Raw genomic sequence first — 24,200 nt, 5'->3', positions numbered from 1 at the left:
CCTCAATGCACCAGGCCGGGCACCACCGGCAGGCCCAGGCTGCGCATCAGCTTGGTCCATTCGGGCTGCGTGAGGTGCGGCTGCACTTGCGCCAGCACTGCAGCCAACACAGGAGCAGGCGCATGCTGCTGCATGTCCGACAGCATGGCCGTTCGCTCGGCCGGCGACATGTAGGGCACCATCCAGCGGGCCACCACCATCATTTCGTGCGGGGGGATCGAGGCCACCAGCGCGTCGTGCACGCCCGCCAGTTCGGCGTCGGTGTAGCACTGCCAGAGCACGCGGTTGTGGGCCGTCTCCTCTTCGTGCATGTGCTCGAAGTTGTGCGCCACAAACAGGGCCAGCTGGCGGTACAGGGCCAGGGTGGCGGCCGGGCGTGCGGGCTTGGCGCAGGCCATCAGGTGGTTCACCCCGTCGGCCAGGGCCGTGATGGCCTGTTCGTGCTCCACATGTTCACCCGCAATGCTCTGGCTGGAGCCGGGCTGGCGCGCCTCCATGGCGGCGTGCACAAACTGGTTCTCGTGGTGCAGGTGCGCGCGGCAAAGGTCCAGCAGCTGCATCACGCGGTCGCAGGTCTGGGCAAACTCCAGGTCGTCGTCCACATCCATGCGGCCCAGGCCCAGCAGCGTGTCGGCCATAAAGGCGCGCAGCGCCTTGTGGATGCTGGCGTACATGTCCATGCGGGGGGCGGCGGGTTGGGCTTGGGTCAGTGCGGCAATTTCGCGGGCATCAATCTTCATCACGTTCTTTCATGGCCTCGTTGGGCTCTTTCAGCGCCTTTTTTTGGGCGCCGGGCCGGGTGCACCATGCACCCGCTTCCATGCCGAGAAGTCTAGAAATTCGCCGCGTTTTTGCCTGTTAAAAACTCCTTAAACAGACCCTTTGAAAACCTTAAAAATCGCGTTCCGGGCGCCAAACGTGAAATCGTTCACGGCGCGGCGCGCAGCAGGTCCACCGCCTTCTCCGCAATCATCACCGTGGGCGCATTGGTGTTGCCGCTCACGATGCGCGGCATGATGGACGCGTCCACCACACGCAGGCCGGCGAGGCCATGCACGCGCAGTTCGGCATCCACCACGTCCATGGGCCCAGGCCCCATGCGGCAGGTGCCCACGGGGTGGTAGATGGTGTCGGCGTACTGGCGGATGAACTGCTCGATCTCCGCGTCGGTGCGCGCACTGGCCGAGGCCGCCAGCTCCTTGGCGCCGAACTTCGCGAGCGCCGGTTGCATCAGGATCTCGCGCGTACGCTTGAAGCCACGCACCATGCGCGCCATGTCGTCGGGATCGGCCAGGAAGTTCGGGTCCACCTGTGGCAAGGCCATGGGGTCGCGGCTGGCCAGCGTGACCGAGCCCCGGCTCTTGGGCTGCAGCAGGCACACATGGGCCGAGTAGCCGTGGCCGAACACCGTCTTGCGGCCGTGGTCCACCAGCTTGCCGATCACAAAGTGCAGTTGCAGATCGGGCGCAGCCTCTGACGGGTCGCTCTTGATAAAGCCGCCCGCCTCGGCAAAGTTGGTGGTCAGCATGCCGGTGCGGTGCTTGCGCCATTCGACGATGCCGCGCAGCGTCTGCGCCATGCCCGACAGTGACAGGCCGAACAGGTCCTTGAGCTCAGGGGCGTCCAGTACCTGCACCACATCGGGGTGGTCATGCAGGTGCTGGCCCACGCCGGGCAGGTCGTGCAGCACCGGGATGCCGTGTTGCTGCAAATGCGCGGCAGGCCCCACGCCCGACAGCATCAGCAGCTGCGGCGACAGCAGCGCGCCCGCACTCAGCAGAACCTCGCGCCCGGCGCGCACCTGCTGGATCGCGCCACCCTGGCGATATTCCACACCCACGGCGCGCGTGCCGTCGAACAGGATGCGCGTGGCATGCGCGCCGGTGATGACCTGCAGGTTGGGCCGCGCCAGGTGCGGCGTGAGGTAGCCCTTGGCCGCGCTGTGGCGCTCGCCATTCTTGTGCGTGACCTGGTACAGGCCCACGCCTTCCTGCGTGGCGCCATTGAAGTCGGTGTTGTGCGGGTGCCCGGCCTGCACACCGGCGTCGGTGAAATACTGGCTGAACCGGTTGGGCGCACGCAGGTCCGCCACGTTGAAGGGGCCGCCCCGGCCGTGCCAGTCGTTGGCACCGCGCTCGTTGTTCTCGGCGCGCAGAAAGTACGGCTTCACATCCTCCCAGCCCCAGCCCGGGTTGCCCTGCGCGGCCCAGTGGTCGTAGTCGGCATGCTGGCCCCGGATGTAGACCATGGCGTTGATCGAGCTGGAGCCCCCCAGCACCTTGCCGCGTGGCTGGTAGCCGCGCCGGTTGTTCAGCGCCGCCTGTGGTGTGGTGTTGAAGCCCCAGCCGTTCAGCTCGAACTTGGCCATCACGGCCAGCCCGGCCGGGCAGTGGATGAGCACGCTGTTGTCGGCAGGCCCCGCCTCCAGCAGGCACACGCGCACGGCGGGGTTCTCAGTCAGGCGGCCAGCCAGCACGGAGCCTGCCGAGCCGCCGCCGATCACGATGTAGTCGAACATGTTGTGGTGTCTCCTCCGCCATGCTGCGCAGCGGCTTGTTGGTTCAGGTTTGACGCACGATAACCGAACGGTCGTGCGATTCCCCTTACCATTCCGTCCATCCGTTTCACTTTGAAGAGGGCTCTCTATATGACGATTCAGACCGTAGGCATCATCGGCGCAGGCACCATGGGCAACGGCATTGCACAGGCCTGTGCGGTGTCGGGCATCAACGTGGTGATGGTCGACATCTCGGATGCTGCAGTGCAAAAAGGCCTGGCCACCGTGGCTGGCAGCCTGGACCGCCTGATCAAGAAGGAAAAGATCAGCGAAGCCGACAAGGCGGCCGCCCTGGCGCGCATCAAGACTTCCACCAGCTACGACGACCTGAAGGCCGCGCAATTGGTGATCGAGGCCGCCACCGAAAACTACGAACTCAAGCTCAAGATCCTCAAGCAGGTGGACGCCATCGTGGCGCCCGAGGTGATCATTGCCTCGAACACCTCTTCGATCTCCATCACCAAGCTGGCCGCCGCCACCAGCCGCGCAGACCGCTTCATCGGCATGCACTTCTTCAACCCCGTGCCCATGATGGCGCTGGTGGAGATCATCCGTGGCCTGCAGACCAGCGACGCGACCCACGACGCCGTGAAGGCGCTGGCCGAGGCGCTGGGCAAGAGCCCCATCACCGTGAAGAACGCGCCCGGCTTTGTAGTCAACCGCATCCTGGTGCCCATGATCAACGAGGCCTTCTTTGTGCTGGCCGAAGGCCTGGCCACGCCCGAGGACATCGACGCCGGCATGAAGCTGGGCTGCAACCAGCCCATCGGCCCGCTGGCGCTGGCCGACATGATTGGCCTGGATGTGTGCCTGGCCGTGATGGACGTGTACCTGACCGAGTTTGGCGACAGCAAGTACCGCCCCTGCCCGCTGCTCAAGGAAATGGTGGCCGCCGGCCGCCTGGGCCGCAAGACCGGGCAAGGCGTCTACACCTACTGACGGCCTTCAGCGCGCTGTCCCACGGGGGACGGCGCGCAGTTTCCATTGCGTTTTCAATCATGGGCCAGGAGACCTGCGCCCATGACACACATCACCCCCACCACGCCCCCGCCCGAAGGCTGCATCGACACCCAGGTCATCGGCCATGTGCTGCTGATCGGCATCAATCGCCCGGCCAAGCGCAATGGTTGGACGCCGCCCATGTTCCGCCAGCTGGCCGAGGCCTACACCCGACTCGACGACGACCCCGCCCTGCGTGTGGGCGTGCTGCATGCGTTTGGCGACCATTTCACCGCCGGGCTCGACCTGCCCGCTGTGAGCGCCTACATGCAGCGCGGCGAAAAGGCCATCCCCGAAGGCCTGGTGGAGCCGCACGACTACGGCCTCCCTGGCTACCGGCGCCGCACCAAGCCCATGGTGGTGGCGGTCAAGGGCATCTGCTTCACGGTGGGCATCGAGCTGATGCTGGGGGCCGACATCGTGGTGGCTGCTGACAACTGCCGCTTCTCCCAAATGGAGGTGCAGCGCGGCATCATGGCCACGGGCGGCGCCACATTGCGCATGGCCGAGCGCGCGGGCACGGGCAATGCGCTGCTGCACCTGCTGACGGCCGATGAGTTCGGCAGCGCCGAGGCGTACCGGCTGAACTTTGTGCAAAAAGTGGTGCCGACTGGCCAGGAGCTGCAGGAAGCGCTGCATATTGCCCAGCGCATCGAAGCCCAGGCGCCTCTGGCCGTGGTCGCCACGCGGCTCAACGTGCTCAAGGCCATCGAGCAAGGCCAGGCGGCGGCTGTGGCAGAGTTCATCCCCGTGCAAAAGCAACTGGCCAACAGCGAAGACGCGGCCGAAGGCGTGCGTGCTTTTGTCGAGCGCCGGCCCGCGCAGTTCAGCGGGCGCTGAGGGCCTGGTGGTTCGTCGTCGCCCGAACCGCCATGCGTCAAATTTCAAGCCAAATCGACCGCTAGCGCAGATGATTCATGCGCCAGCAGCTCTGCTATTGATAGCATTTTCCGAAGAGTAACGGGGGCACGGCGCCCCCGCCTGCGCCAGCGCCAGCGCCAGCGGGACGCGCGAATAGCACCGATGGCGCTGCTCTGCTCCCCGACCCGCACAATCCCGCCCATTAACAAAGTTTTTCACAATTCAATTGCACACAATTGAATTTGCACCCACAATTCACCCCATGCCCAGCCACAGCACGCCCCACACTCCCAGCCCCGCCATCCTGCGGCTGGACAACCAGGTCTGCTTTGCGCTGTATTCCGCCTCGCTGGCAATGACCAAGCTGTACAAGCCCCTGCTCGACCGCATCGGCCTGACCTACCCGCAGTACCTCGTGATGCTGGTGCTGTGGGAACAGGACGGCGTGACCGTGTCCGAGCTGGGCGAGCGCCTGTTTCTCGACTCCGGCACGCTCACGCCGCTGCTCAAGCGCCTGGAGGCGCAGGGCCAGATCGCCCGGCTGCGCGATGTGCAGGACGAGCGCCGCGTGCGCATCACCCTCACGGCCGAGGGCCGCGCGCTGCGCGACCAGGCCGAGGCCATTCCGCAGTGTGTGCTGCAAAGCAGCCAATGCTCGGTTGCCGAGCTGACCGCCCTGACCATTGAACTCAAGCAGTTGCGAGACCGGCTCAGCGAGCAACGCTGACGGCCTGCAGAAATACGCAACGACACCGCCAGAACCGATTCCCTCCACCGCCCACCGTGGGCAACAACCGCAAGGAAGACACCATGACCAAGCTCGAAAAAGTCCTGTACACCGCCAAGTCGCACGTGACCGGTGGCCGCGATGGCGCCGCCAAGACCGATGACGGCCGCCTGGACGTCAAGCTGTCCTCGCCCGGCACCTCCGGCACCGGCACCAACCCCGAGCAGCTGTTTGCCTCCGGCTACGCAGCCTGCTTCATCGGCGCGATGAAGGCTGTGGGCGGCAAGATCGGCATCCCCGTGCCGCAAGACGTGTCCATTGACGCCGAAGTGGACCTGGGCCCCATCCCGAACGCCTACGGCATCGCCGCCCGCCTGAACATCAGCCTGCCCGGCCTGGACAAGGAAACCGCCCAGAAGCTGGTGGACGCAGCCCACCAGGTCTGCCCCTACTCCAACGCCACGCGCGGCAACATCGACGTGACCATCACGCTGGTGTAAGTGATGGGCCGCCAGCTGCTTCCCCGCATCGCGGTGGCCCTGGTGGCCATCGAGCATGTGTACATCCTCGTGCTCGAAATGTTCTTCTGGAACAAGCCACAGGGCATGAAGACCTTCAACCTGACCCAGGAGTTCGCCGACGCCACCACCACGCTGGCGGCCAACCAGGGGCTGTACAACGGTTTTCTGGCAGCGGGCCTGTTCTTTGGGTTGTTCACCGGCAACCGGGTGTTCAAGATCTTCTTTCTGGCCTGCGTGATCGTGGCCGGGGTGTTTGGCGCCGCCACCGCAGCGCCCAAGATCTTCTTCAGCCAGGCACTGCCCGCGATCATTGCGCTGGGCCTGGTGCTGGCGCTGGACAAACCAGCCACCACACAGCGCAGCCTCTGAGCTACCAAAACCATAGCTGCGAGCGCTTGATCCACAAGCGCTCGCAGCTATTTTTGCTTTGAAACCACGCAGGCACCGCCTGCCTGCAAGCTGGCATTCAGCGACGCGCGCGATGATGGGGTTGGAGACAACCCCATGAAAATCGCCCTGCTGTCCGACATCCACGCCAACCGCCAGGCCCTGGACGCCTGCCTGACACACGCCCGCGCCCACGGCGCCGAACAATTTGCGCTGCTGGGCGACCTGGTGGGCTACGGCGGCGAGCCCGTGGCCGTGGTGGAGCAAGTGCGCGACCTGGCCCAGCAAGGTGCCCTGTGCGTGCTGGGCAACCACGACGCCATGGCCCTGGCGCCCCCCGCCAACCCACGCAACCGCAGCGAGCTGGGCGCGCAGTGGACGCACGACCAGCTCGGCAACAGCCATATCGCCTTTTTGCAGTCGCTGCCACTCACCGCGCGGCTGGGCAGCAGCGCCTTGCTGGTGCACGCCAGTGCCGACATGCCCGCGCAATGGCGGTATGTGGAAGACTCCAACGCGGCAGAGCGCAGCATGACCGCCGCGCAAGGCATCGACCCCGCCATCCGCTACGTGTTCTGCGGCCATGTGCATGAGCAGGTGCTGTATTTCCTCACGCCCACGGCCAAGCTCATGCGCTTTGCGCCCGAGCCCGGCGTGCCGGTGCCCGTGCCCACGCACCGCCAGTGGCTGGGCATTGTGGGCTCCGTGGGCCAGCCACGCGATGGCGATGCACGCGCCATGTACGCGCTGTTTGACGACACGGCCAAGCAGATCACCTTCTACCGCGTGCCGTATGACCACCTGGCCGCCGCCGCCGCCATTCGCGCGGCGGGCCTGCCCGGCTTCTACGCCGACCGGCTCGAAAAAGGCCAGTGACATGAAGCTGCTGGAGCCTGGCACCGAGATCGACGGCTTCCGCGTGGTGGACTGCATCCACGCGGGTGGCATGGCCCACATCTACGCGGTGGAATACGCGCAGGCCGACCGCAGCCCCGGCTTTGCCATGGCGATGAAGATCCCGCGCATGACGGCGGGCGACGGGGCCGAGAACATCGTGAGCTTCGAGGTGGAGCTGCAGATCCTGCCCGTGCTCAGCGGCCCGCATGTGCCGCGTTTTGTGGCGGCGGGCGACCTGGTGCGGCTGCCTTACCTGGTGATGGAATACATCCCCGGCCAGACGCTGCAGCACTGGCTGGACGAAGGGCCTGGCCGCTGCGACACAGCAACCATCGCACGCCTGGGCGCGGCCACGGCCCATGCGGCGCACAGCCTGCACCAGCAGAACGTCTGCCACCTGGACCTCAAACCCGCCAACGTGCTCATCAAAGACGATGGCACGGCCGTGCTGCTGGACTTTGGCCTCTCGTGCCACGCCCACTACCCCGACCTGCTGGCTGAAGAGATGCGCCAGGCCGTGGGCTCGCCCGCCTGGATCGCGCCCGAACAGGTGGTAGGCGTGCGCGGCGACCCGCGCAGCGATATCTTTGCCATCGGCGTGATGCTGTACGAGCTGGCCACGGGTGAGCTGCCCTTTGGCGCCCCCACCACCAGCGGCGGCATGCGCCAGCGCCTGTGGATGACGCCCGCGCCGCCGCGCAAGCACCGCGCCGACATTCCGCCCTGGCTGCAAGAGGTCATCCTGCGCTGCCTGGAGCCCGAGGCCGCAAGCCGCTACCCCTCGGCCGCGCACCTGGCGTTTGACCTGTCCAACCCCGAGCAGGTGCTCATCACCGAACGCGGCGAGCGCACAGAGCGCACGCCGCTGCGCACCCACCTGCGCCGCTGGCTGCGCGCGGCGGGCATGCACTACACGCCCAGCCCCCTGCCCTCGCAGCAGATCGAGGACACGCCCATCCTGATGGTGGCCGTGCCCCATGCCGACGTGACAGACGCCACGCTGTACTCGCTGCGCCAGGCCGTGGGTCGATCATTGGGAATCCGCCCCGGCGCCCGGCTGGCCTGCGTGACGGTGGTGTCGCCCGGCGCCAGCAGCACCAGCGACAGCGAGCGCAGCGAGACCACGCTGCACCGCCAGCACATGGCCCGCCTGCGCCAGTGGGCCCAGGGGCTGGACCTGACCGGCCATGCCGTGAGCTACCACGTCCTCGAAGCGGGCGACGTCGCCCAGGCGCTGGTGCGCTATGCGGCCAGCAACCACGTGAGCATGATGATCCTGGGCGCCGCCACCCACGGGCTGCAAACCCAGCGCTTTTTTGCCACGGTGCCCATGCGCGTGGCGCGCGATGCGCCCTGCACCGTCATCCTGGTCAAGCAGGCGCTGCCTTTCGAGCAACTGGCCCAGCCCACGGCGGACTGAGCCCGTCAGCATTCCGGCACTCCGGCACTCCGGCGCACCGCCACGCCGCGCACCTGTCGCCCAGGCGGCGCGCGCTGCTTGAGCGCGGGCACGCTTTGGTTTAGCGTCGCGGCATGAGCACCACCACCCTTCTCGTGCGCCAGGACCAGCTGGCCACCACCCGCCTGTTGACCACCGACGACACCCCGCTGGTCGAGGGCCAGGTCCGCGTGCGGGTCGAGTCCTTTGCCCTCACGGCCAACAACATCACCTACGCCGCGCTGGGCGACATGCTGAACTACTGGCAGTTCTTCCCCACCGGCGAGGCCGGCTGGGGCATCGTGCCCGTGTGGGGCTTTGGCACCGTGGTGCAGTCGCTGCACCCGGCCGTGGCCGTGGGCGAGCGGCTGTATGGCTACTGGCCCATGGCCAGCCAGGCCGTGCTGTCGCCCCAGCGTGTCAACCCCACGGGCTTCAGCGACGACGCCCCGCACCGCGCGGGCCTGCATGCGGTCTACAACCACTACCTGCGCACCAGCACCGACGGGCTGTATCGCGCCGACAACGAGGACGTGCAGGCGCTGCTGCGGCCACTGTTCATCACCTCGTGGCTCATCGACGACTTTCTGGCCGACCAGCAGTTCTTTGGCGCCCGGCGCATGCTGCTGTCCAGCGCGTCGAGCAAAACCGCCTACGGCACCGCCTTCCAGCTTGCGCAGCGCGAGGGCATCGAGGTCATCGGCCTCACCTCGCCCGGCAATGTGGCGTTTTGCGAAAGCCTGGGCTGCTACAGCCGCGTGGTCACCTACGACGCACTGGACCAGATCGACGGCGCGACGCCCAGCGTCTACATCGACTTTGCGGGCAGCGTGGGCCTGCGCCAGCGCATCCACGCCCACTTCACGGGCCTGGCCTACAGCTGCTCGGTGGGCGCCAGCCACGTGCAGGACCTGGGTGGCGCAGGCCAGTTGCCCGGCCCGCGCCCAGTGATGTTCTTTGCCCCCGCCCAGGTCAAGAAGCGCCATACCGACTGGGGCGCGCAGGGCCTGAACGACCGGCTGGTGGCAGCCTGGAACCAGTTCAGCACCGCCGTGTCGTCGGGGCCGCAGCCCTGGCTGGTGGTGCAGCACCACGCGGGGCCCCAGGCCACGCAGGCGCTGTTTGCCAGCGTGCTGGCAGGCAGCGGCGACCCGCGCGCGGGGCATATCGCCACCCTGCTGCCGGGCTGACGCTGCGCCGCGCGCGCGGCGTGGGCGGCATCCGCAGGCAGGCGGCGACAATCGGGCATGACCGTACCGCACCCAGACCATCCGCCCGCCGACCAGCACCCCTACGCCCGCCTCACCCCCGACCAGGTGCTGGACGCGCTGGCCAGCGTGGGCCTGTATGGCGACGGCCGCCTCATGGCACTGTCGTCGTACGAAAACCGGGTGTACCAGGTCACGCTGGAAGACGGCGAGCGCGTGGTGGCCAAGTTCTACCGCCCCGGCCGCTGGAGCGAAGCGCAGATCCTCGAAGAACACGCCTTTGCCGCCGAGCTGATGGCGGCCGAGGTGCCCGCCGTGGGCCCGCTGGTGCTGAACGGCACCACCCTGCACCAGCACGATGGCTTTGCGTTCTCCGTCAGCCCATGGCGTGGCGGGCGCCAGCCCGAGCTGGACGACTTTGAGGTGCTGGAATGGATCGGCCGCTTTCTGGCCCGCATCCACACCGTGGGCGCCGCCCAGCCCTTTGCACACCGGCCCACGCTGGACCAGGCCACCTTTGGCACGGCATCGCGCGACTGGCTGCTGATGAACGAGATCATCCCGCTCGACATGCAAGCCGCCTGGAAGACCCAGTGCGACAAAGCTCTCGATTTAATAGCTACCAGCGCATATTCCACCAGCGCCACAGGCCAATTTGGCTTGAATGATGCCACCCAGATCCGCCTGCACGGCGACTGCCACCCCGGCAACATCCTCTGGACCCCGCTGGATGAATGGGGCCGCGGTGGCCCGCACTTTGTGGACCTGGACGACGCGCGCATGGGCCCGGCCGTGCAGGATTTGTGGATGCTGCTGTCGGGCGACCGGCGCCAGCGCACCCACCAGCTCGGTGCGTTGATCGACGGCTACGAACAGTTCCGCAGCTTCGACCGCCGCGAGCTGGCGCTCATCGAGCCGCTGCGCACCTTGCGCCTCATCCACTACAGCGCCTGGCTCGCGCGCCGATGGCAGGACCCGATCTTCCCCGCCAACTTCCCGTGGTTTGGCAGCAGCGACTACTGGCGCGGGCAGGTGGACATGCTGATCGAGCAGATCGAGGCCATGCAGGAAGAGCCGCTGGTGGCCTGAGCAGGCCTTGCCCAGCCCGGCCCGCGCGGGCACCGGAGCATTGCAAACGATTGTCAAACCGCGCGCACAGCGGGCCGATGTGGGGCAACATCAAAGCGCTCCCTTTTGAGGGGAGCGTTTTGTTGATCCACCGGGGTGTCAGCCCCCAGAGCCCATCCCCATGCGCATCGCAGTCCTTGACGACGACCTTCTCCTGCTGGAGCAGATCAAGGGCACCCTGGAATGCCACCAGCACGTGTGCCACACCTTCGCCGACGGCACCAGCCTGCTGCAGGCGCTGCGCCAGGAAACCTTCGACCTCCTGCTGGTGGACTGGCACCTGCCCGACATGGAAGGGACGGACGTGGTGCAGACCGTGCGCAACACCCACGGCATGCTGCCGCCCATCCTGTTCATCACCCGCCGCAACGATGAACGCGATGTGGTCGAGGCCCTGTCGCGCGGCGCCGACGACTTCATGAGCAAGCCCCTGCGCATGGGCGAGCTGGTGGCCCGCACCACCGCCCTGCTGCGCCGGGCGTTCCCCCAGTCCATGGGTGCCCGGCTGGACTTTGGTGCGTACCGCTTTGACGCGGAACAACGCACCCTGCAACTCCACGGCGAGGCCATTGGACTCAAGCACCGCGAATACGAACTCGCGCTGTTCCTGTTCCGCAACGCAGGCCGCCTGCTGTCCCGCACCCATCTGCGCGAGGCAGTGTGGGGCGACGCCACCGACACCCCCTCGCGCTCCCTGGACACCCACATGTCCCGGCTGCGCAGCAAGCTGGAGTTGACCGAGGCCAACGGCTACACGATCACGGCGGTGTATGGGGTGGGGTACCGGCTGGATGCGGTGCCGCTGCAGCCGCCGCAGGGGGCTGGGGCGCACAGCACCGAGCGCTTCACAGAGCGAAGTGACCTCCTGCCTCAAATGGAAACAAGCTGATGGCGTTGCGTGCGGCGCTGGGCTATGCTGCCGCCATCCACCCTTTGCACTGCCCCCATGAAAGACTGGATTCGCAACGCCCTGTCCATCCGCCAGCCCCGCCGCCCTGCCCCGGTGGGCTCGCTGCCTCCGGTGGGGGTACTCATCCTGCGGGGGCCGGTCAAGATGCTGGTCACGCACCCGCTGCCCGCTGAGCTGTGGGACTGGCTGGTGTTGTCGGGCTGGCGAAACATGCCGGTCAAGGACGACCGGCGCAAGGGCATGCAACTGCCCGAAGGCGCGCTCAAGGCCCTGATCGATGCCGACCCGGCTGAGCGCAACCAGGTCCACGCACGCATCCTGGAGCTGGCAGAGCCCGAGGTGTGAGGGGCAGTCACGGACCTCCGAACGCCCCTGCAGGACGGGAAAACCGGATAACAGCACACGCCAGCCTCCACTCCCAATAAAGAAACCCCGATGGCGCCAGGCACCACCGGGGTTTCTTATTTTGATAGCAGCCAGCGCTTATGGCACTAGCGCTTGCGCTCGTTTTTACTCAAAAAGTACCCAACTCAAGCCAGCAGGGCGTTCACCCGCTTGACGTAGGCTGCCGGGTCTTCCGGCAGGCCACCCTCGGCCAGCAACGCCTGGTCGAACAGGATGTGGGCCAGGTCGTGGAAGTGCACGCTGCCATCCAGCTTTTTGACCAGTGCGTGTTCGGCGTTCACCTCCAGCACGGGCTTGGTAGCGGGGGCCTGCTGGCCGGCCTGCTTGAGCAGGCGGGCCAGCTGCGTGCTCATGCCGTCGTCCTGCACCACCAGGCAGGCGGGCGAGTCGACCAGGCGCGTGGTCACGCGCACGTCTTCGGCCTTGTCCTTGAGGGCTTCCTTGAGCTTGGCCAGCACGGGCTTGAAGGCTTCGGCAGCCTCTTCGGCGGCCTTCTTCTCGGCCTCGTCCTGCAGCTTGCCCAGGTCCACCGCACCCTTGGCCACGCTTTGCAGCGGGGTGCCATCAAACTCGTGCAGGTAGTTCAGCGCCCACTCGTCCACTCGGTCGGTCATCAGCAGCACTTCGATGCCCTTCTTCTTGAAGACTTCGAGCTGCGGGCTGTTCTTGGCGGCGGCGAGCGTCTCGGCCGTGATGTAGTAGATGGCCTCCTGGCCTTCCTTCATGCGGGCCTTGTAGTCGGCAAAGGAGACTGTCACGGCATCGCTCTGCGTGGAGGCAAAACGCAGCAGCTTGGCCAGGCGCTCGCGGTTGGCAAAGTCCTCACCCAGGCCTTCCTTCAGCACCGCGCCAAACTCGGCGTAGAACGCGGTGTACTTGCCTTCCTTGGCCTTGTCTTCCTCGCTTACCACGTCGGTCACGCCATCGGCGCCCTCAGCCGCTGCGGCTTCGTGCTTGTCGTGTTTGGCCAGGTCTTCCAGCATGCTCAGCACGCGCTTGGTCGAGCCTTCGCGGATGGAGCGCACGTCGCGGCTTTCCTGCAGCAGCTCGCGGCTCACGTTCAGCGGCAGGTCGGCGGAGTCGATCACGCCCTTGACGAAGCGCAGGTAGGTGGGCATCAGCGCTTCGGCGTCGTCCATGATGAAGACGCGCTTGACGTACAGCTTAACGCCCGCCTTCTTGTCGCGGTTCCACAGGTCAAACGGTGCCTTGGCGGGGATGTACAGCAGCTGCGTGTACTCGGTGTTGCCCTCGACGCGGTTGTGCGCCCAGGTAAGGGGCGCTTCATGGTCGTGGCTGATGGTCTTGTAGAACTCGGCGTACTGCTCTTCGGTGATGTCCTTCTTGGGGCGCGTCCACAGGGCGCTGGCCTTGTTGATGGTTTCCCACTCGCCGGTCTTGACCATGCCGCCGGGCTGGCGGCCGCCGTTTTCGTCATTGGGGTTGATCAGCTCGCCGTCTTTCCACTCTTCCTTTTCCATCAGGATGGGCAGGCTGATGTGGTCGGAGTATTTGGCGATGACCTGCTTGAGCTTCCAGGCGTTGAGGTATTCCTCGGCATCGTCGCGCAGGTGCAGGATGATGCTGGTGCCGCGCTGGGCGCGGGTGATGGTTTCGACCTCAAAGTCGCCCGTGCCGCCGCTGATCCAGCGCACGCCTTCTTCGGGCTTCAGGCCCGCACGGCGCGATTCCACGGTGATCTTGTCGGCCACGATGAAGCCGGAGTAAAAGCCCACGCCGAACTGGCCGATAAGCTGGGCGTCCTGTTTCTGGTCGCCCGAGAGCTTGCCCATGAAGTCCTTGGTGCCGCTCTTGGCGATGGTGCCCAGGTGGTCGATGGCCTCCTGCTGGCTCATGCCGATGCCGTTGTCGGTGATGGTCAGCGTCTTGGCGGCCTTGTCGAAGGTCACGCGCACTTCGAGGTTGGGAGCGTCTTCAAACAGGGCGGCGTTGTTCAGGCCTTCAAAACGCAGCTTGTCGCAGGCGTCGGACGCGTTGGAGATCAGCTCGCGCAGGAAGATTTCCTGGTTGGAGTACAGCGAATGGGTGACCAGGTGCAGCAGCTGGGCTACTTCCGCCTGGAAGGACAGGGTTTGCTTGCTCATGGAGGGGTTCTCTCTCTATGGAAATCGGTCTGAACGAATGCGAATGGAATCGGCACAAAAAATCACGCCTGCCGAACCAGCAGGCGTGATGTAGGGGCATGCGCCCGGTTTTCAAGGGCCCCGCGTGGGCGGCGGACCGCCACCCCGCCGGGAGCGACGGTTTCAACCGTCGGTGGTGATGCGCTCGATCAGCGTCTTGAGCATGGCGTCGGCCTTGTCGTTGGCGACCTGGCAGGTGCCTGCTGCCGCATGGCCGCCGCCGCCAAACTCCAGCATCAGGTTGCCCACATGGGTCTTGCTACTGCGGTCCAGGATGGACTTGCCGGTGGCAAACACCGTGTTCTGCTTTTGCAGCCCCCACATCACATGGATGGAAATGTTGCACTGGGGGAACAGCGCGTAGATCATGAACCGGTTGGTGGCCCAGATCGTTTCCTCGTCGCGCAGGTCCAGCACCACCAGGTTGGCAATGCGGATGGCGCAGCTTTGCAGCTGGGCCTGGGCCTTGGGGGCGTGCTCGCGGTAGAGCTGCACGCGCTCCTGCACGTCGGGCAGGGCCAGGATCTCGTCGATGGTGTGGTCGCGGCAGTACTGGATCAGGTCCATCATCAGCGCGTAATTGCTGATGCGGAACTCCCGAAAACGCCCCAGGCCCGTGCGCGAGTCCATCAGGTAGTTGAGCAGCACCCAGCCTTGGGGGTTGAGGATGTCCTCGCGCGAGTACTGGGCCGAGTCGGCCTGGTCCACGGCGGCCATCATCTCGTCGGTGATGCGGGGGAAGGCCGCCTTGCCACCGTAGTAGTTGTAAACCACGCGCGCTGCCGAGGGGGCGTGGGCCTCGATGATGTGGTTCTCGTCGCGGCGGCCCGAGTTGCGGATGGTTTCAGACTCGTGGTGGTCGAACACCAGGTGCGCACCCGGCACATAGGGCAGGTTGGTGGTGATGTCACGGCTGGTGATGGGCACCTTGCCGTCCTGCATATCCTTGGGATGGACGAAGGTGATCTCGTCGATCAGGTTCAGCTCATTGAGCAGCACCGCGCAGACCAGGCCGTCAAAGTCACTGCGGGTCACCAGGCGGTATTTCGCATCACTCACTCAATTCTCCTTGTTATGTGGCGCACCGCGACATGGTAGCCGCGCCCGGGCCCCTGGCAAGCACCGCTTGCGTCAAAAAGCAGGCCGCCGGGGTACTCTTTGAACAGCCTCTTGGTCAATGGTCCTGCATCCAGTCCTGCAGTTGCCGGGCCACGCCCGCATCTGCCAGCAGGTCCAGGTGGCCCAGGCGGTAAAACACCGCCTGCCGGGCCTTGGCAAACCCCAGCGTCCTGGCAGGATCATCGTGGATGCCCAGCGCGCTGTGCAAGGGCACCAACCCGTCCCCCACCAGCCGCTCGCCCACCGGGCTGCGCTGCGCAGCCAGGGTGGCCGCCACCGCGTGGCATGCCACTCCGGCAGGCAGCGGCACCGGGGTGCGCTGGTCGGGGCTTTTGCGAAAGCGGTCCCGCCCCAGCCAGTCGGACTCCAGCACATGGCCGTAGCGCAGGTCGGTGATGCCCGCGCTGCGCAGCTGGGCCAGGCGCGCAAACGGGCGCGAATAGGCATTACTGCCCAGCAGCACGTCCACCCAGTGCCCCGCACGCTCCAAAGGGGCGCCGTGGTGCGGGGTGCCCAGAAAGACCAGGTGGCGCAGCAGGGGTAGCCACCCGCTGGCGCCCGCAGTTGCCTGGGCTGCCTGGGCTGCCTGGGCCGCCTGGTGGCAGGCGCTGCGCGCCACCAGCCCGCCCATGCTGTGGGCCAGGATGGACAGCTCCGTCACCGGCACGGGCCATGAAGCCACCAGGGATGTGAGCAGGGCCGACAGCTCGGCCCCGTTGGTGGAGGTGTGCTGGCCCGTGTTGTAGCGCAGGTACACGGGGGTGTAGCCCAGGGCCTCGGCCAGATGGGCGCCATGGTCATGGCCGTGGCGCAGCCACTGCAGGTCGTTCATGCACAGGCCATGCACCAGCACCAGCAGCTTGCCGGTGGCGGCGCCCGGGGCGGCCAGCGCCTGCAGGTTGAGCGGCCGCCCCTGCTGGTACCAGCCCATGGGCGTGCACAGCGGATTGCCGTCGCGCTGCAGGCGGTCGCCCATCACGCCATTCAGCGCGGCAATGACCGCCTCGCGCTCCCAATGCACCTCGCCGGTCGACGTGGTTGGAGCAAAAAACGGCTCCAGCCGCGCCAGACCGGCCTGCAGGCCCGCATCCACCAACTGCGTCACCCCCCGGATGCTCTGGTACACCAGCCCGGTCAGCCCCCGCGCGCGACCCGGCTCGGCGCCGCCCGGCAGCCCCAGCGTGTCCAGCACCGACTGGTGCACCCCCTCGGCCACCCGGCTGATGCCGGTAGTGGCCTGCGTGGCCAGGCGCGCCACAGCGCGCAGGTCGGAGGCGCGCAACTGGCGCAGCGGGCTGGCCGTCGCCGCCTTGGCGCCGTCGCCCGCTGGGGTGGAAGCAGCAGGCTTGCGCAGCCGAGGCGCGGAAGGAGGGGGCATGAGAGGGGCTCCGTTCAGAAATGGTTTAAAGAGCCTGTTCAAAGTCTTTTTGGAGCCGCACAAGTACCTTGCCGGGATGGGATGCAAGGCGCGGTGCGCCGCCGATAGCCCGTGCTATCGGCAAGCGCCGCAACGCCGCAGACCGCCCGGCAAGGCACTTGCCCGAAGGGTTGGAGTGAAATCGGGCGATTGAACGCCCCGGCTGCTTGCATGGGCATGAGCCCATGCGGCGCATCCGAGGCATCCACTCATCCCGATTGCACTCCAATGCGATCTCCAAAAAGACTTTGAACAGGCTCTAGGGAGCCCGGGGCTCTCAGAACCGTTCGTTGGGCGACAGGTAACGCCACTGGCCCACGGGCAGGTTGCCCAGGGTCACGCGGCCGATGCGGATGCGCTTGAGGCCCACCACCTTGAGCCCCACCAGCTCGCACATGCGGCGGATCTGGCGCTTTTTGCCCTCGGTGAGCACAAAACGCAGCTGCTCGGGGTTCTGCCAATCCACCTTGGCGGGCTTGAGCGGCTCGCCGTCCAGGCTCAGGCCGTGGCGCAGGCGCTCCAGCAGCTCTTTGGGAAACACCGCCTGCACATTGGTGCTGACGGGGTCACGCTCGTTGATTTCTTGAAGCGGCGCGGAGCGCTCCCCGGGATGGCGGGGCGCCGCCTGGCCCGGGGCCTGGTAGACCACGCGCACCAGGTACTCCTTTTCCATCACGGAGTCCTCGCCAATGATCTGCCGGGCCACGCGGCCGTCCTGCGTCAGCACCAGGAGGCCTACGGAGTCGATATCGAGCCGCCCGCAGGGCGCCAGGCCCCGCAGCTGGGGCGGCGAGAAACGGTTGCGGCTGGGGTCCTCGCGCCAGTGGGTGCGGGGGTTGATCAGCGCCACGGCGGGCGTGTGGCCGTCCTCGGCCTGGCCGCTCACATAGCCAATGGGCTTGTTCAACAGGATGGTGACGCGCTGCTCCTGGAAACCCTGGGCAATCTTGTCCACCTCGATGCGGTCGGCCGCCGTGACCTGCTGGCCCATGGTGGCCACCACGCCGTTGACCTTGACCCAGCCCTGCTCCACCCAGTCGTCGGCCTCGCGGCGCGAGCACAGGCCCAACTCGGCCATGCGCTTGTTCAAGCGCGAGGTGGGCAAGCCGCCCACGGTGCCCGTCGCCGGCGCAGGCACCTGGCGCACCGGGGCCACAAAAGCGCCCGAGGCCACGCGGTAGTTGGAGGGCGCAGGAGCGCGGGCCGGCCGTGGCGCCCGGGGCGGCGGGGCAGGCCGTGCAGAAGCAGGCCGAGCAGTGGCGGGCTTGGCCGTCAGGGTCGGGCGGCGCAGCACGGGCCGACCGGCGGCTGGCGCAGAAGACGATGGGCCGCCAACGTCGGAGGCGGGAGCGGCGGCAGGGCCCGCAGGTGGGCGAGAGGAGGAGGAAGACATTGCGGGTATTTTCGCCTGTGGACTGCTTAGCCCCCAAACAGAGAGGCGGCGGCCTGCTGCCAGCTACTCCTGGCGCGCCTGCCAGGCGAGGAAATCATCCACCGGCAGGGGCCGCGCGATGTGGTACCCCTGCGCCTCGTCGCAGGCCAGCGCACGCAGGCGATCCTGGATGGCGGCAGTCTCCACGCCTTCGGCCACCACCGTGAGCCCCAGGTTGTGCGCGAGGTCGATGGTGGAGCGCACGATCATCGCGTCGTCCTCACCCGTTTCCATGCCCATCACAAACGATTTGTCGATCTTGAGTTCATCGACCGGCAGGCGCTTGAGGTAGGCTAGCGACGAATACCCCGTGCCGAAATCGTCGATGGACAGCTTGAAGCCCTGCTCCGACAGGCGGTTGAGCATGGCCTCGGCGCGCTGGGGGTCGTCCATGATCGCGCTTTCGGTGATCTCCAGGCAGAAGGCACTGGCTGGCACCCCATGGCGCACCAGGATGTCGGCCAGCCGGTGGCTCAGCTCGGGGTCGAGCAGGTCGCGCGTGGAGAGGTTGACCGACACCCTGAGCGGCAGGCCCTGGGTGCGTGGGTCGGCCAGCAGGCGCGCGACTTCTTCAAACATCCACAGCGTGAGGTGGCGCACAAACCCGGTCTGCTCGGCAAACGGGATGAACTGCATGGGCGGCACCAGCCCGCGCTGCGGGTGCTGCCAGCGCACCAGCGCCTCGGCCGCCAAGCCCGGCTGCCCGTGCAAGGGCACCTTGGGCTGCAGGTACAGACGCAGCTCATGGTGCTCCACGGCGTGGCGCAGCTCGGTCAGCAGCGAAAGGGTCTGCGCGCTGGACGAGTCAAACGCCGCGTCGTACTGCAGGGCCCCGCTGAGTTGGCGCTTGGCGGCGTACATGGCAATTTCAGAACGGCTGAGCAGCGTGTCGGCGTCGCCCGCATCGCCCGGCCAGCAGGCAAAGCCAATGCCTGCGCTCAGGTCCACCGTCTGGTCCTCAAAGGCCAGCGGTAGCTCGAACGACTGGTTGATGCGCTGGGCCACGTCGTGCGCGTCCGCCGCATCGGCGCGCTGCAGCAGGATGGCGAACTCATTGCCTCCCAGGCGCGCCACCATGTCGTCAGGCGAGCGCACCTGCTGGCTCAGGCGCTCGGCCACGGCCTGCAGCAGGCGGTCGCCAAAGGCATAGCCCAGCACGTCGTTCACATGCTTGAAGCGGTCCAGGTCCAGCGTGAGCACGGCCAGGGGCTGCGGCGTGCTGGCACTGCCGGCAATGGCCTGCACCACGGCGTCGCGAAAGCGCTCCCGGTTGGGCAGGCCTGTCAGGCGGTCCCAGTAGGCCAGGCGGCGGATCTCGGTCTGCTGGGCACCAATGTCCACGCGCATGTGGTCGAACGAGCGCGCCAGGTTGCCGATCTCGTCCGTGCGGTCGGTGTGCTCCAGCGGTACGTCGTATTCGCCGCGCGACAGCCGCTGTGTGGCTGCGAGCAAGGAGCGCAGCGGCGTGGCAAGCCGTTGCGCCACCAGGCCCGTACCCACGGCAAACAGCAGCACACCCGCCACGGTGATGATGGCCAGCAGCACCTGCAGCTGCCGGTAGGGGGCTACCACCTCGTCCACCGACCGCAGCAGCAGCGAGTGCACCTCGCCCCCCACGCTGTCGAGCGGGCTGGAGCGCGCCAGCAAGGTGCCCTCGGCCGTCTGCAGCTCGCCCGCCGCGCCGCCGCTGGCCAGCAGCAAGGCCTGTGCGTCCTTGGGCAGGGTGCTGACCGGCAGGGTCATTGCGCCCCCGGGGGCCTTGACCATCAGGGCCACATGCACCGACAGGAGCTGGCGCATTTCGTCGGCACGCGACTGGTCGATGCGAAAGCCCATCAACACCCAACCAATGACCACCGGCGCCCGCATGGGCACCATCACGAACTGGTAGGGAATGCCTTCCATCACCGCGATCTGGCTGCCCTGGGGCTGCTGCGCGAGGCGCGGCACCACCTGCTGCAGCGTGGCCGGAAACTGGTCCATGCTGCCCGTGAGGCTGACCGCACGCAGCGTGAGGTCGGTGCCCAGCAGCGCCGTCACGGCCGCGCCGATGCGGCTGCCGTGGTTTTCGAGCACCGACTGGATGGTTTCCTCGTCGCCCGAGTTGACCGCCGAACGAAACCCGTAGTCCGCCGCCAGCAGGGCCGAGCCCTGGCGCAGTTGCTCCGCGTTCTGGTCCAGCAGGCGGCGCCAGATGTTTTCATCCAGGTCCAGGGCGCGCGCGATCTGGGCACGTGCATTGCGGTCGATGGAGGCTCGCACCACAGCAAACCCCGCCGCCTGCACGATGAGCAGCAGCAGCAACGACAACCCCACCAACCGCAGGATCAGGCTGCGCCGGGCCAGGCGCAGCCGCGTCAAGGCTGCAACCCCGTCATGCGCACCGCCGCCGTGGCCGCTCCTGTGGCCGGCACGGTCAGTGCCTGCTCCAGGGCCGGGGCGCCCACCGGCAGGCGGGCGTGCCAGGTGCGCAGCGTGTAGGTGCCGGGCGGCACGTTGTCGAGCTGCGCCTTGCCCGTGGCCGCAGGGGTGCGGGCGTAGTACGGTGTATCCACCACCAGCACCCATCCCACCATCTGGTCGTGGATATTGCAGCCCAGCGTGACCACGCCGGATTTGTCAAAAAGCACGGGGTTGGACGGCGTGCCGCTGTAGAGCTTGAGTTCGAACTTCTTGGCGGACGAGAACGAGTACACGTGGTGCCGCACGGTGTCGTGGTTGGGAAACCGCACCTCGGTGCCCACCGGCACCACCAGCACACCGGGCACGAACTGCCGCTTCTCCTGCGCCATCTCCACGCCAGCGAGCGGCTTGACCTGCTTGCGGGCCTCGGCCGAATCCAGAAAGACCACGGCATCGGCCAGCGGCTTGCCCGCAGCGTCGGACACATCGACCTGCACCGTGCCCGCCTGCGCGCCGCCAGCCAGCAGTACCAGCGCAGCAAGCGCTGCCCACCGGGCCAACCTGGCGGGCTGCAGCGTCGGCGGGCCGGCCAGCCTCATGGTTCGATCGCCAGGCCCACCAGGGGCGCGCCATCGCCCACCACGCCCAGAGGGCGGGTGGCGCCAGTGGCCAGGTCCACCTGGTGCAGGCGGGTCTGGGTGTCGGCGGCTGTGCGCACGGCAATCAGGGCGGTGTTGCCCACGTCGGCAATGTCAAAGCTCACATCCGTGAGCGACCCGAGCCCCAGCGGGCCCACGGTGCGCAGCTGCCCGGCGTTGGGCGACACCACCGGCTGGGTGCCCTCGCGCGAGCCCTGCATCACCAGCACACCCAGCGCGCGGTCGATCGCGTAGTTGGTGGTGATCTTGCTGTCGTTGGGGTTGTAGGTATAGGCGGCACCGGCAATGTCGGGCCTGCGGCGGGCGTTGACGTCGCCCCAGGCGTAGCGCAGGCTGGGATCAGGCTGCACACCTTCCACGGTGGCATCCCCATCGACCACCGCCCCGGTGTCGGGGTGCAGGCGCAAGTTCTGGCCCGTGTTGGACACCACCCGGATGCGGTCAGCCGCCGGGTTGAAATCAAAGCCGAACACCGTCCCTTGCAGCGCCAGCGCAGCGGGCGCGGAACCCACGGGCCGCAACGCGCCGGTGGGGATGTCGAGGGTATAGAGGCGGCCCGCTTGCGATAACGCATAGAGCACGCCCTTGGCCACGCGGAAGTCGATGCCCACCAGCCGCTCGCCAGGCGCCAGGCCCGTCACTGGGCGCCGCTCCAGGATGCGGTCAGGCTGTGCTGCGTGGAAGGTGATGAGTTCGTGCGAGGCCGTCACGGCCACCAGCGTTTCGCGCAAGCCGGTATCGGGCCGGGGCGCCGCACAGCCAGCCAGCACGGCCAAGGCGGCTGCAGCGAGGGTGGTGCGCAGCGTGGAGGAGGGAAAAAACGGATGCATGAAAGACCTCGCAAGTGTTACAGGTTTATACCTGATTGGTAGCGCCCGTGGCGTGGGCAAGGGCAAACCCCAAGCACCACATTCACTTTGTTTTTGATAGCAACACAGGCATTCATTACCGACGCCTGCGACGGTTTGTCGAATAATTTCAGCGCCACCTTCTGTTGCACTTTGGCGCCAGTGCACCAGGGTCGTACGGCGAGGTATTTGTAACAAACACGGCTATGCAGATCGGGCATGGGACCATCCTCAACGCTCATGACACATTTTGTTGTTATTGCCTACACTGCACCGACTCCCGCGCCCGTTCAACGGACGCGCGGCGGCCGGTGGGCACCGTTATTGCTTTGCGCAGAGGCCCCCGTTTGATCACGCTTTGATCCTTTTCGATACCCAAGGACCCCCATGTCGGCTGCTTCGACCCTCAAATCCCTGTCGATCTCCAGCCGGCTGAGCCTGGGGTTTGGCTGCATGCTGGTGCTGCTGGTGGCCGTGGCAGCGGTAGGGCAGCTGTCCGTGGGCAAGGTGCACGATCAGATGACCCAGATCACCGGCGTGGGCGCCAACAAGGCCAAGCTGGTCAACGGCATGCTGGAGAGCGTGAGCGCCATCGGCATCCAGAGCCGCTCTGCCGCCATGCTCAACGACATCGACCCCAAGCAGGCGCGCGAGCAGATCGTGGCCGTGGGCAAGACGCTCAAGGAATACGCCGCGCAAGAAGCCGCGTTGTCCGAGCTGCTCACCCCCGCCAAGGCCACCCCCGCAGAGCTCAAGCTGCTGGGCGAGGTGCAGGCCCTGGGCGGCAAGACCCGCCCCGAACTCGACAGCGCCATCAAGGCCGCTGACGACGGCGACACCGTGAGCGCCACGCTGGCGCTGATGACCCGCGTGGCCCCCGCCGAAACCGCCTGGCGCGCCAAGTTGCGCGAGCTGATCGAGCTGCAAAACACCCTGAATGCCGAAGCCACGGCCTCGGCAGAGCAAACCCAGAGCAGCGCCCGCGTGGTGGGTGGGCTGCTGGTGCTGCTGGCCATTGGCCTGGGCGCGCTGATCGCCTGGCGCATCACGGCCAGCATCACCGCCCCCATTGGCCGTGCGGTGGTGGTGGCCGAGCGCATTGCGCGCGGCGACCTCACCTCGCAGGTCGAAGTGCGCATTCACGACGAAACCGGCCGCCTGCTCGAAGCCATTGCCGCCATGCAAGAACGCCTGCGCACCCTGGTGGGCGAAATCGGGCAGACCGCCGACTCCATCCTGGTGGCCAGCTCCGAGGTGGCCTCGGGCAACCTGGACCTGAGCCAGCGCACCGAGCAGACCTCGCACAACCTGCAAAGCGCGGCCAGCTCGCTGGTGGACCTGACCGGCACGGTGTCGCAAAGCGCCGACTCGGCCCGCCAGGCCAACCAGCTCGCGTCCACCGCGTCCGATGCGGCCACACGCGGCGGCGAGGTGATGGGCCAGGTGGTGCGCACCATGGACACCATCAGCGCCAGCTCGCGCAAGATCGCCGACATCATCAGCGTGATCGACGGTATCGCGTTCCAGACCAACATCCTGGCGCTGAACGCCGCCGTGGAAGCCGCCCGTGCCGGTGAGCAGGGCCGAGGCTTTGCGGTGGTGGCGGGCGAGGTGCGCAACCTCGCGGGCCGCTCGGCCCAGGCGGCGCGCGAGATCAAGGCCCTGATCGGCACCAGCGTGGACCAGGTGCAAGAAGGCAGCACGCTCGTCAACCACGCCGGCAAGACCATTGAAGAACTGGTGCAGTCGGTGCGCCGTGTGTCCGACATCATGGGCGAGATCACGGCTGCCACGCAGGAGCAAAGCCAGCGCATCGGCCATGTGAGCCAGTCGGTGGGCGCACTGGAAGAAATGACCCAGCAGAACGCGGCGCTGGTGGAAGAAGGCGCGGCCGCTGCCGACAGCCTCAAGGACCAGGCGGGGCGCCTGACGCAGATGGTGGGCACCTTCCGCCTCTCGCGCAACGACGGCGGCGACGAAGACAGCTGGGGTACCGCCAGCCCCGCCGCAGCACCGGCGGCGGTGCCGGCGCCCACACGCACCACAGCCCCACGCCCACTGGCCTCGGCCCCGTCACGCGCTCCTGCACTGCCGCGCAGCTGACGGGACTCTCCCACGGGCGTACGCTCCCGGAGGGCAA

22 protein-coding genes are annotated in these 24,200 nt (G+C 67.0%); 12 read left to right on the top strand and 10 right to left on the bottom strand.

What is annotated here, in order from left to right:
- Nucleotides 1–2: 2 nt before the first annotated feature.
- Complete coding sequence (locus C380_RS02815) at nucleotides 3–740, bottom strand: hypothetical protein (RefSeq protein WP_015012377.1); 738 nt, start codon at nucleotides 738–740, stop codon at nucleotides 3–5.
- Nucleotides 741–928: 188 nt separating this feature from the next.
- The gene (locus C380_RS02810; RefSeq protein WP_015012376.1) at nucleotides 929–2,518 is read right to left on the bottom strand and encodes a GMC family oxidoreductase; all 1,590 of its coding nucleotides are present in this window, start codon (nucleotides 2,516–2,518) and stop codon (nucleotides 929–931) included.
- Between the two features lie 129 nt (nucleotides 2,519–2,647).
- Here C380_RS02810 and C380_RS02805 point away from each other — a divergent pair, with 129 nt between their 5' ends.
- The 11 genes from C380_RS02805 to C380_RS02755 all read left to right on the top strand — a co-directional run bounded on the left by C380_RS02805 (nucleotide 2,648) and on the right by C380_RS02755 (nucleotide 11,978).
- Nucleotides 2,648–3,496: a 3-hydroxybutyryl-CoA dehydrogenase gene (locus C380_RS02805; RefSeq protein ID WP_015012375.1), complete on the top strand. Its 849-nt coding sequence runs from the start codon at nucleotides 2,648–2,650 to the stop codon at nucleotides 3,494–3,496.
- 81 nt (nucleotides 3,497–3,577) lie between these two features.
- Nucleotides 3,578–4,396: a crotonase/enoyl-CoA hydratase family protein gene (locus C380_RS02800; RefSeq protein ID WP_015012374.1), complete on the top strand. Its 819-nt coding sequence runs from the start codon at nucleotides 3,578–3,580 to the stop codon at nucleotides 4,394–4,396.
- Between the two features lie 283 nt (nucleotides 4,397–4,679).
- On the top strand, nucleotides 4,680–5,144 hold the full coding sequence (locus tag C380_RS02795; protein WP_015012373.1) for a MarR family winged helix-turn-helix transcriptional regulator: 465 nt from the start codon (nucleotides 4,680–4,682) through the stop codon (nucleotides 5,142–5,144).
- Between the two features lie 83 nt (nucleotides 5,145–5,227).
- A complete protein-coding gene (locus C380_RS02790) occupies nucleotides 5,228–5,644 on the top strand; it encodes an organic hydroperoxide resistance protein (protein ID WP_015012372.1) in 417 nt (138 codons plus the stop codon).
- A gap of 3 nt (nucleotides 5,645–5,647) precedes the next feature.
- Nucleotides 5,648–6,034 (top strand): DUF1304 domain-containing protein, encoded by a 387-nt coding sequence (locus tag C380_RS02785; protein ID WP_015012371.1) that lies wholly within the window; start codon nucleotides 5,648–5,650, stop codon nucleotides 6,032–6,034.
- A 135-nt stretch (nucleotides 6,035–6,169) separates the two neighbouring features.
- The gene (locus tag C380_RS02780; RefSeq protein ID WP_015012370.1) at nucleotides 6,170–6,928 is read left to right on the top strand and encodes a metallophosphoesterase; all 759 of its coding nucleotides are present in this window, start codon (nucleotides 6,170–6,172) and stop codon (nucleotides 6,926–6,928) included.
- Nucleotide 6,929: 1 nt separating this feature from the next.
- The gene (locus C380_RS02775) at nucleotides 6,930–8,369 is read left to right on the top strand and encodes a bifunctional serine/threonine-protein kinase/universal stress protein (RefSeq protein WP_015012369.1); all 1,440 of its coding nucleotides are present in this window, start codon (nucleotides 6,930–6,932) and stop codon (nucleotides 8,367–8,369) included.
- 113 nt (nucleotides 8,370–8,482) lie between these two features.
- Nucleotides 8,483–9,577, top strand: coding sequence for a DUF2855 family protein (locus tag C380_RS02770; protein WP_015012368.1), 1,095 nt, complete (start codon nucleotides 8,483–8,485; stop codon nucleotides 9,575–9,577).
- A gap of 57 nt (nucleotides 9,578–9,634) precedes the next feature.
- A complete protein-coding gene (locus C380_RS02765) occupies nucleotides 9,635–10,684 on the top strand; it encodes a serine/threonine protein kinase (protein ID WP_015012367.1) in 1,050 nt (349 codons plus the stop codon).
- Between the two features lie 160 nt (nucleotides 10,685–10,844).
- Nucleotides 10,845–11,612, top strand: a complete 768-nt coding sequence (locus C380_RS02760) for a response regulator transcription factor (protein WP_015012366.1) — start codon at nucleotides 10,845–10,847, stop codon at nucleotides 11,610–11,612.
- Between the two features lie 57 nt (nucleotides 11,613–11,669).
- Nucleotides 11,670–11,978, top strand: a complete 309-nt coding sequence (locus C380_RS02755; protein ID WP_015012365.1) for a hypothetical protein — start codon at nucleotides 11,670–11,672, stop codon at nucleotides 11,976–11,978.
- 185 nt (nucleotides 11,979–12,163) lie between these two features.
- On the opposite strand, the gene htpG is transcribed toward C380_RS02755, so the two are convergent.
- From htpG to C380_RS24830, 8 genes are all read right to left on the bottom strand, one after another.
- Nucleotides 12,164–14,143, bottom strand: coding sequence for a molecular chaperone HtpG (htpG, locus tag C380_RS02750; protein WP_015012364.1), 1,980 nt, complete (start codon nucleotides 14,141–14,143; stop codon nucleotides 12,164–12,166).
- A gap of 162 nt (nucleotides 14,144–14,305) precedes the next feature.
- Entirely contained in the window at nucleotides 14,306–15,241 is a 936-nt protein-coding gene (locus C380_RS02745; RefSeq protein ID WP_015012363.1) for an exopolyphosphatase, read from the bottom strand.
- A 115-nt stretch (nucleotides 15,242–15,356) separates the two neighbouring features.
- Nucleotides 15,357–16,679 carry a triacylglycerol lipase gene (locus C380_RS02740; protein ID WP_015012362.1) on the bottom strand — a complete coding sequence of 441 codons (1,323 nt, stop codon included), beginning with the start codon at nucleotides 16,677–16,679 and terminating at the stop codon, nucleotides 15,357–15,359.
- Nucleotides 16,680–16,995: 316 nt separating this feature from the next.
- Complete coding sequence (locus C380_RS02735; RefSeq protein WP_015012361.1) at nucleotides 16,996–17,892, bottom strand: pseudouridine synthase; 897 nt, start codon at nucleotides 17,890–17,892, stop codon at nucleotides 16,996–16,998.
- Nucleotides 17,893–18,174: 282 nt separating this feature from the next.
- The gene (locus C380_RS02730) at nucleotides 18,175–20,511 is read right to left on the bottom strand and encodes a bifunctional diguanylate cyclase/phosphodiesterase (protein WP_015012360.1); all 2,337 of its coding nucleotides are present in this window, start codon (nucleotides 20,509–20,511) and stop codon (nucleotides 18,175–18,177) included.
- The gene (locus tag C380_RS02725; protein ID WP_015012359.1) at nucleotides 20,508–21,152 is read right to left on the bottom strand and encodes a methylamine utilization protein; all 645 of its coding nucleotides are present in this window, start codon (nucleotides 21,150–21,152) and stop codon (nucleotides 20,508–20,510) included. Before C380_RS02725 ends, C380_RS02730 begins: the two co-directional genes overlap by 4 nt.
- Nucleotides 21,149–22,042 (bottom strand): DUF4394 domain-containing protein, encoded by an 894-nt coding sequence (locus tag C380_RS02720; protein WP_015012358.1) that lies wholly within the window; start codon nucleotides 22,040–22,042, stop codon nucleotides 21,149–21,151. Before C380_RS02720 ends, C380_RS02725 begins: the two co-directional genes overlap by 4 nt.
- A 17-nt stretch (nucleotides 22,043–22,059) precedes the next feature.
- Nucleotides 22,060–22,281 (bottom strand): hypothetical protein, encoded by a 222-nt coding sequence (locus C380_RS24830; RefSeq protein WP_148279911.1) that lies wholly within the window; start codon nucleotides 22,279–22,281, stop codon nucleotides 22,060–22,062.
- A 166-nt stretch (nucleotides 22,282–22,447) separates the two neighbouring features.
- Here C380_RS24830 and C380_RS02715 point away from each other — a divergent pair, with 166 nt between their 5' ends.
- Entirely contained in the window at nucleotides 22,448–24,163 is a 1,716-nt protein-coding gene (locus tag C380_RS02715; RefSeq protein WP_015012357.1) for a methyl-accepting chemotaxis protein, read from the top strand.
- Nucleotides 24,164–24,200 lie beyond the last annotated feature (37 nt).

The sequence above is a fragment of the Acidovorax sp. KKS102 genome (assembly GCF_000302535.1).
GTDB lineage: Bacteria > Pseudomonadota > Gammaproteobacteria > Burkholderiales > Burkholderiaceae_C > Acidovorax.
The sequence above is the reverse complement of the archived record's forward strand: the minus strand, read 5'-3'. Positions and strand labels throughout refer to the sequence as shown.

Coding starts and splice junctions, on each gene's coding strand:
- C380_RS02775 (WP_015012369.1), top strand. CDS start 6,930: ATGAAGCTGCTGGAGCCTGGCACCGAGATCGACGGCTTCCGCGTGGTG.
- C380_RS02725 (WP_015012359.1), bottom strand. CDS start 21,152: ATGAGGCTGGCCGGCCCGCCGACGCTGCAGCCCGCCAGGTTGGCCCGG.
- C380_RS02740 (WP_015012362.1), bottom strand. CDS start 16,679: ATGCCCCCTCCTTCCGCGCCTCGGCTGCGCAAGCCTGCTGCTTCCACC.
- C380_RS02765 (WP_015012367.1), top strand. CDS start 9,635: ATGACCGTACCGCACCCAGACCATCCGCCCGCCGACCAGCACCCCTAC.
- htpG (WP_015012364.1), bottom strand. CDS start 14,143: ATGAGCAAGCAAACCCTGTCCTTCCAGGCGGAAGTAGCCCAGCTGCTG.
- C380_RS02715 (WP_015012357.1), top strand. CDS start 22,448: ATGTCGGCTGCTTCGACCCTCAAATCCCTGTCGATCTCCAGCCGGCTG.
- C380_RS02795 (WP_015012373.1), top strand. CDS start 4,680: ATGCCCAGCCACAGCACGCCCCACACTCCCAGCCCCGCCATCCTGCGG.
- C380_RS02810 (WP_015012376.1), bottom strand. CDS start 2,518: ATGTTCGACTACATCGTGATCGGCGGCGGCTCGGCAGGCTCCGTGCTG.
- C380_RS24830 (WP_148279911.1), bottom strand. CDS start 22,281: ATGCCCGATCTGCATAGCCGTGTTTGTTACAAATACCTCGCCGTACGA.
- C380_RS02760 (WP_015012366.1), top strand. CDS start 10,845: ATGCGCATCGCAGTCCTTGACGACGACCTTCTCCTGCTGGAGCAGATC.
- C380_RS02720 (WP_015012358.1), bottom strand. CDS start 22,042: ATGCATCCGTTTTTTCCCTCCTCCACGCTGCGCACCACCCTCGCTGCA.
- C380_RS02800 (WP_015012374.1), top strand. CDS start 3,578: ATGACACACATCACCCCCACCACGCCCCCGCCCGAAGGCTGCATCGAC.
- C380_RS02770 (WP_015012368.1), top strand. CDS start 8,483: ATGAGCACCACCACCCTTCTCGTGCGCCAGGACCAGCTGGCCACCACC.
- C380_RS02790 (WP_015012372.1), top strand. CDS start 5,228: ATGACCAAGCTCGAAAAAGTCCTGTACACCGCCAAGTCGCACGTGACC.
- C380_RS02780 (WP_015012370.1), top strand. CDS start 6,170: ATGAAAATCGCCCTGCTGTCCGACATCCACGCCAACCGCCAGGCCCTG.
- C380_RS02815 (WP_015012377.1), bottom strand. CDS start 740: ATGAAGATTGATGCCCGCGAAATTGCCGCACTGACCCAAGCCCAACCC.
- C380_RS02755 (WP_015012365.1), top strand. CDS start 11,670: ATGAAAGACTGGATTCGCAACGCCCTGTCCATCCGCCAGCCCCGCCGC.
- C380_RS02785 (WP_015012371.1), top strand. CDS start 5,648: ATGGGCCGCCAGCTGCTTCCCCGCATCGCGGTGGCCCTGGTGGCCATC.
- C380_RS02805 (WP_015012375.1), top strand. CDS start 2,648: ATGACGATTCAGACCGTAGGCATCATCGGCGCAGGCACCATGGGCAAC.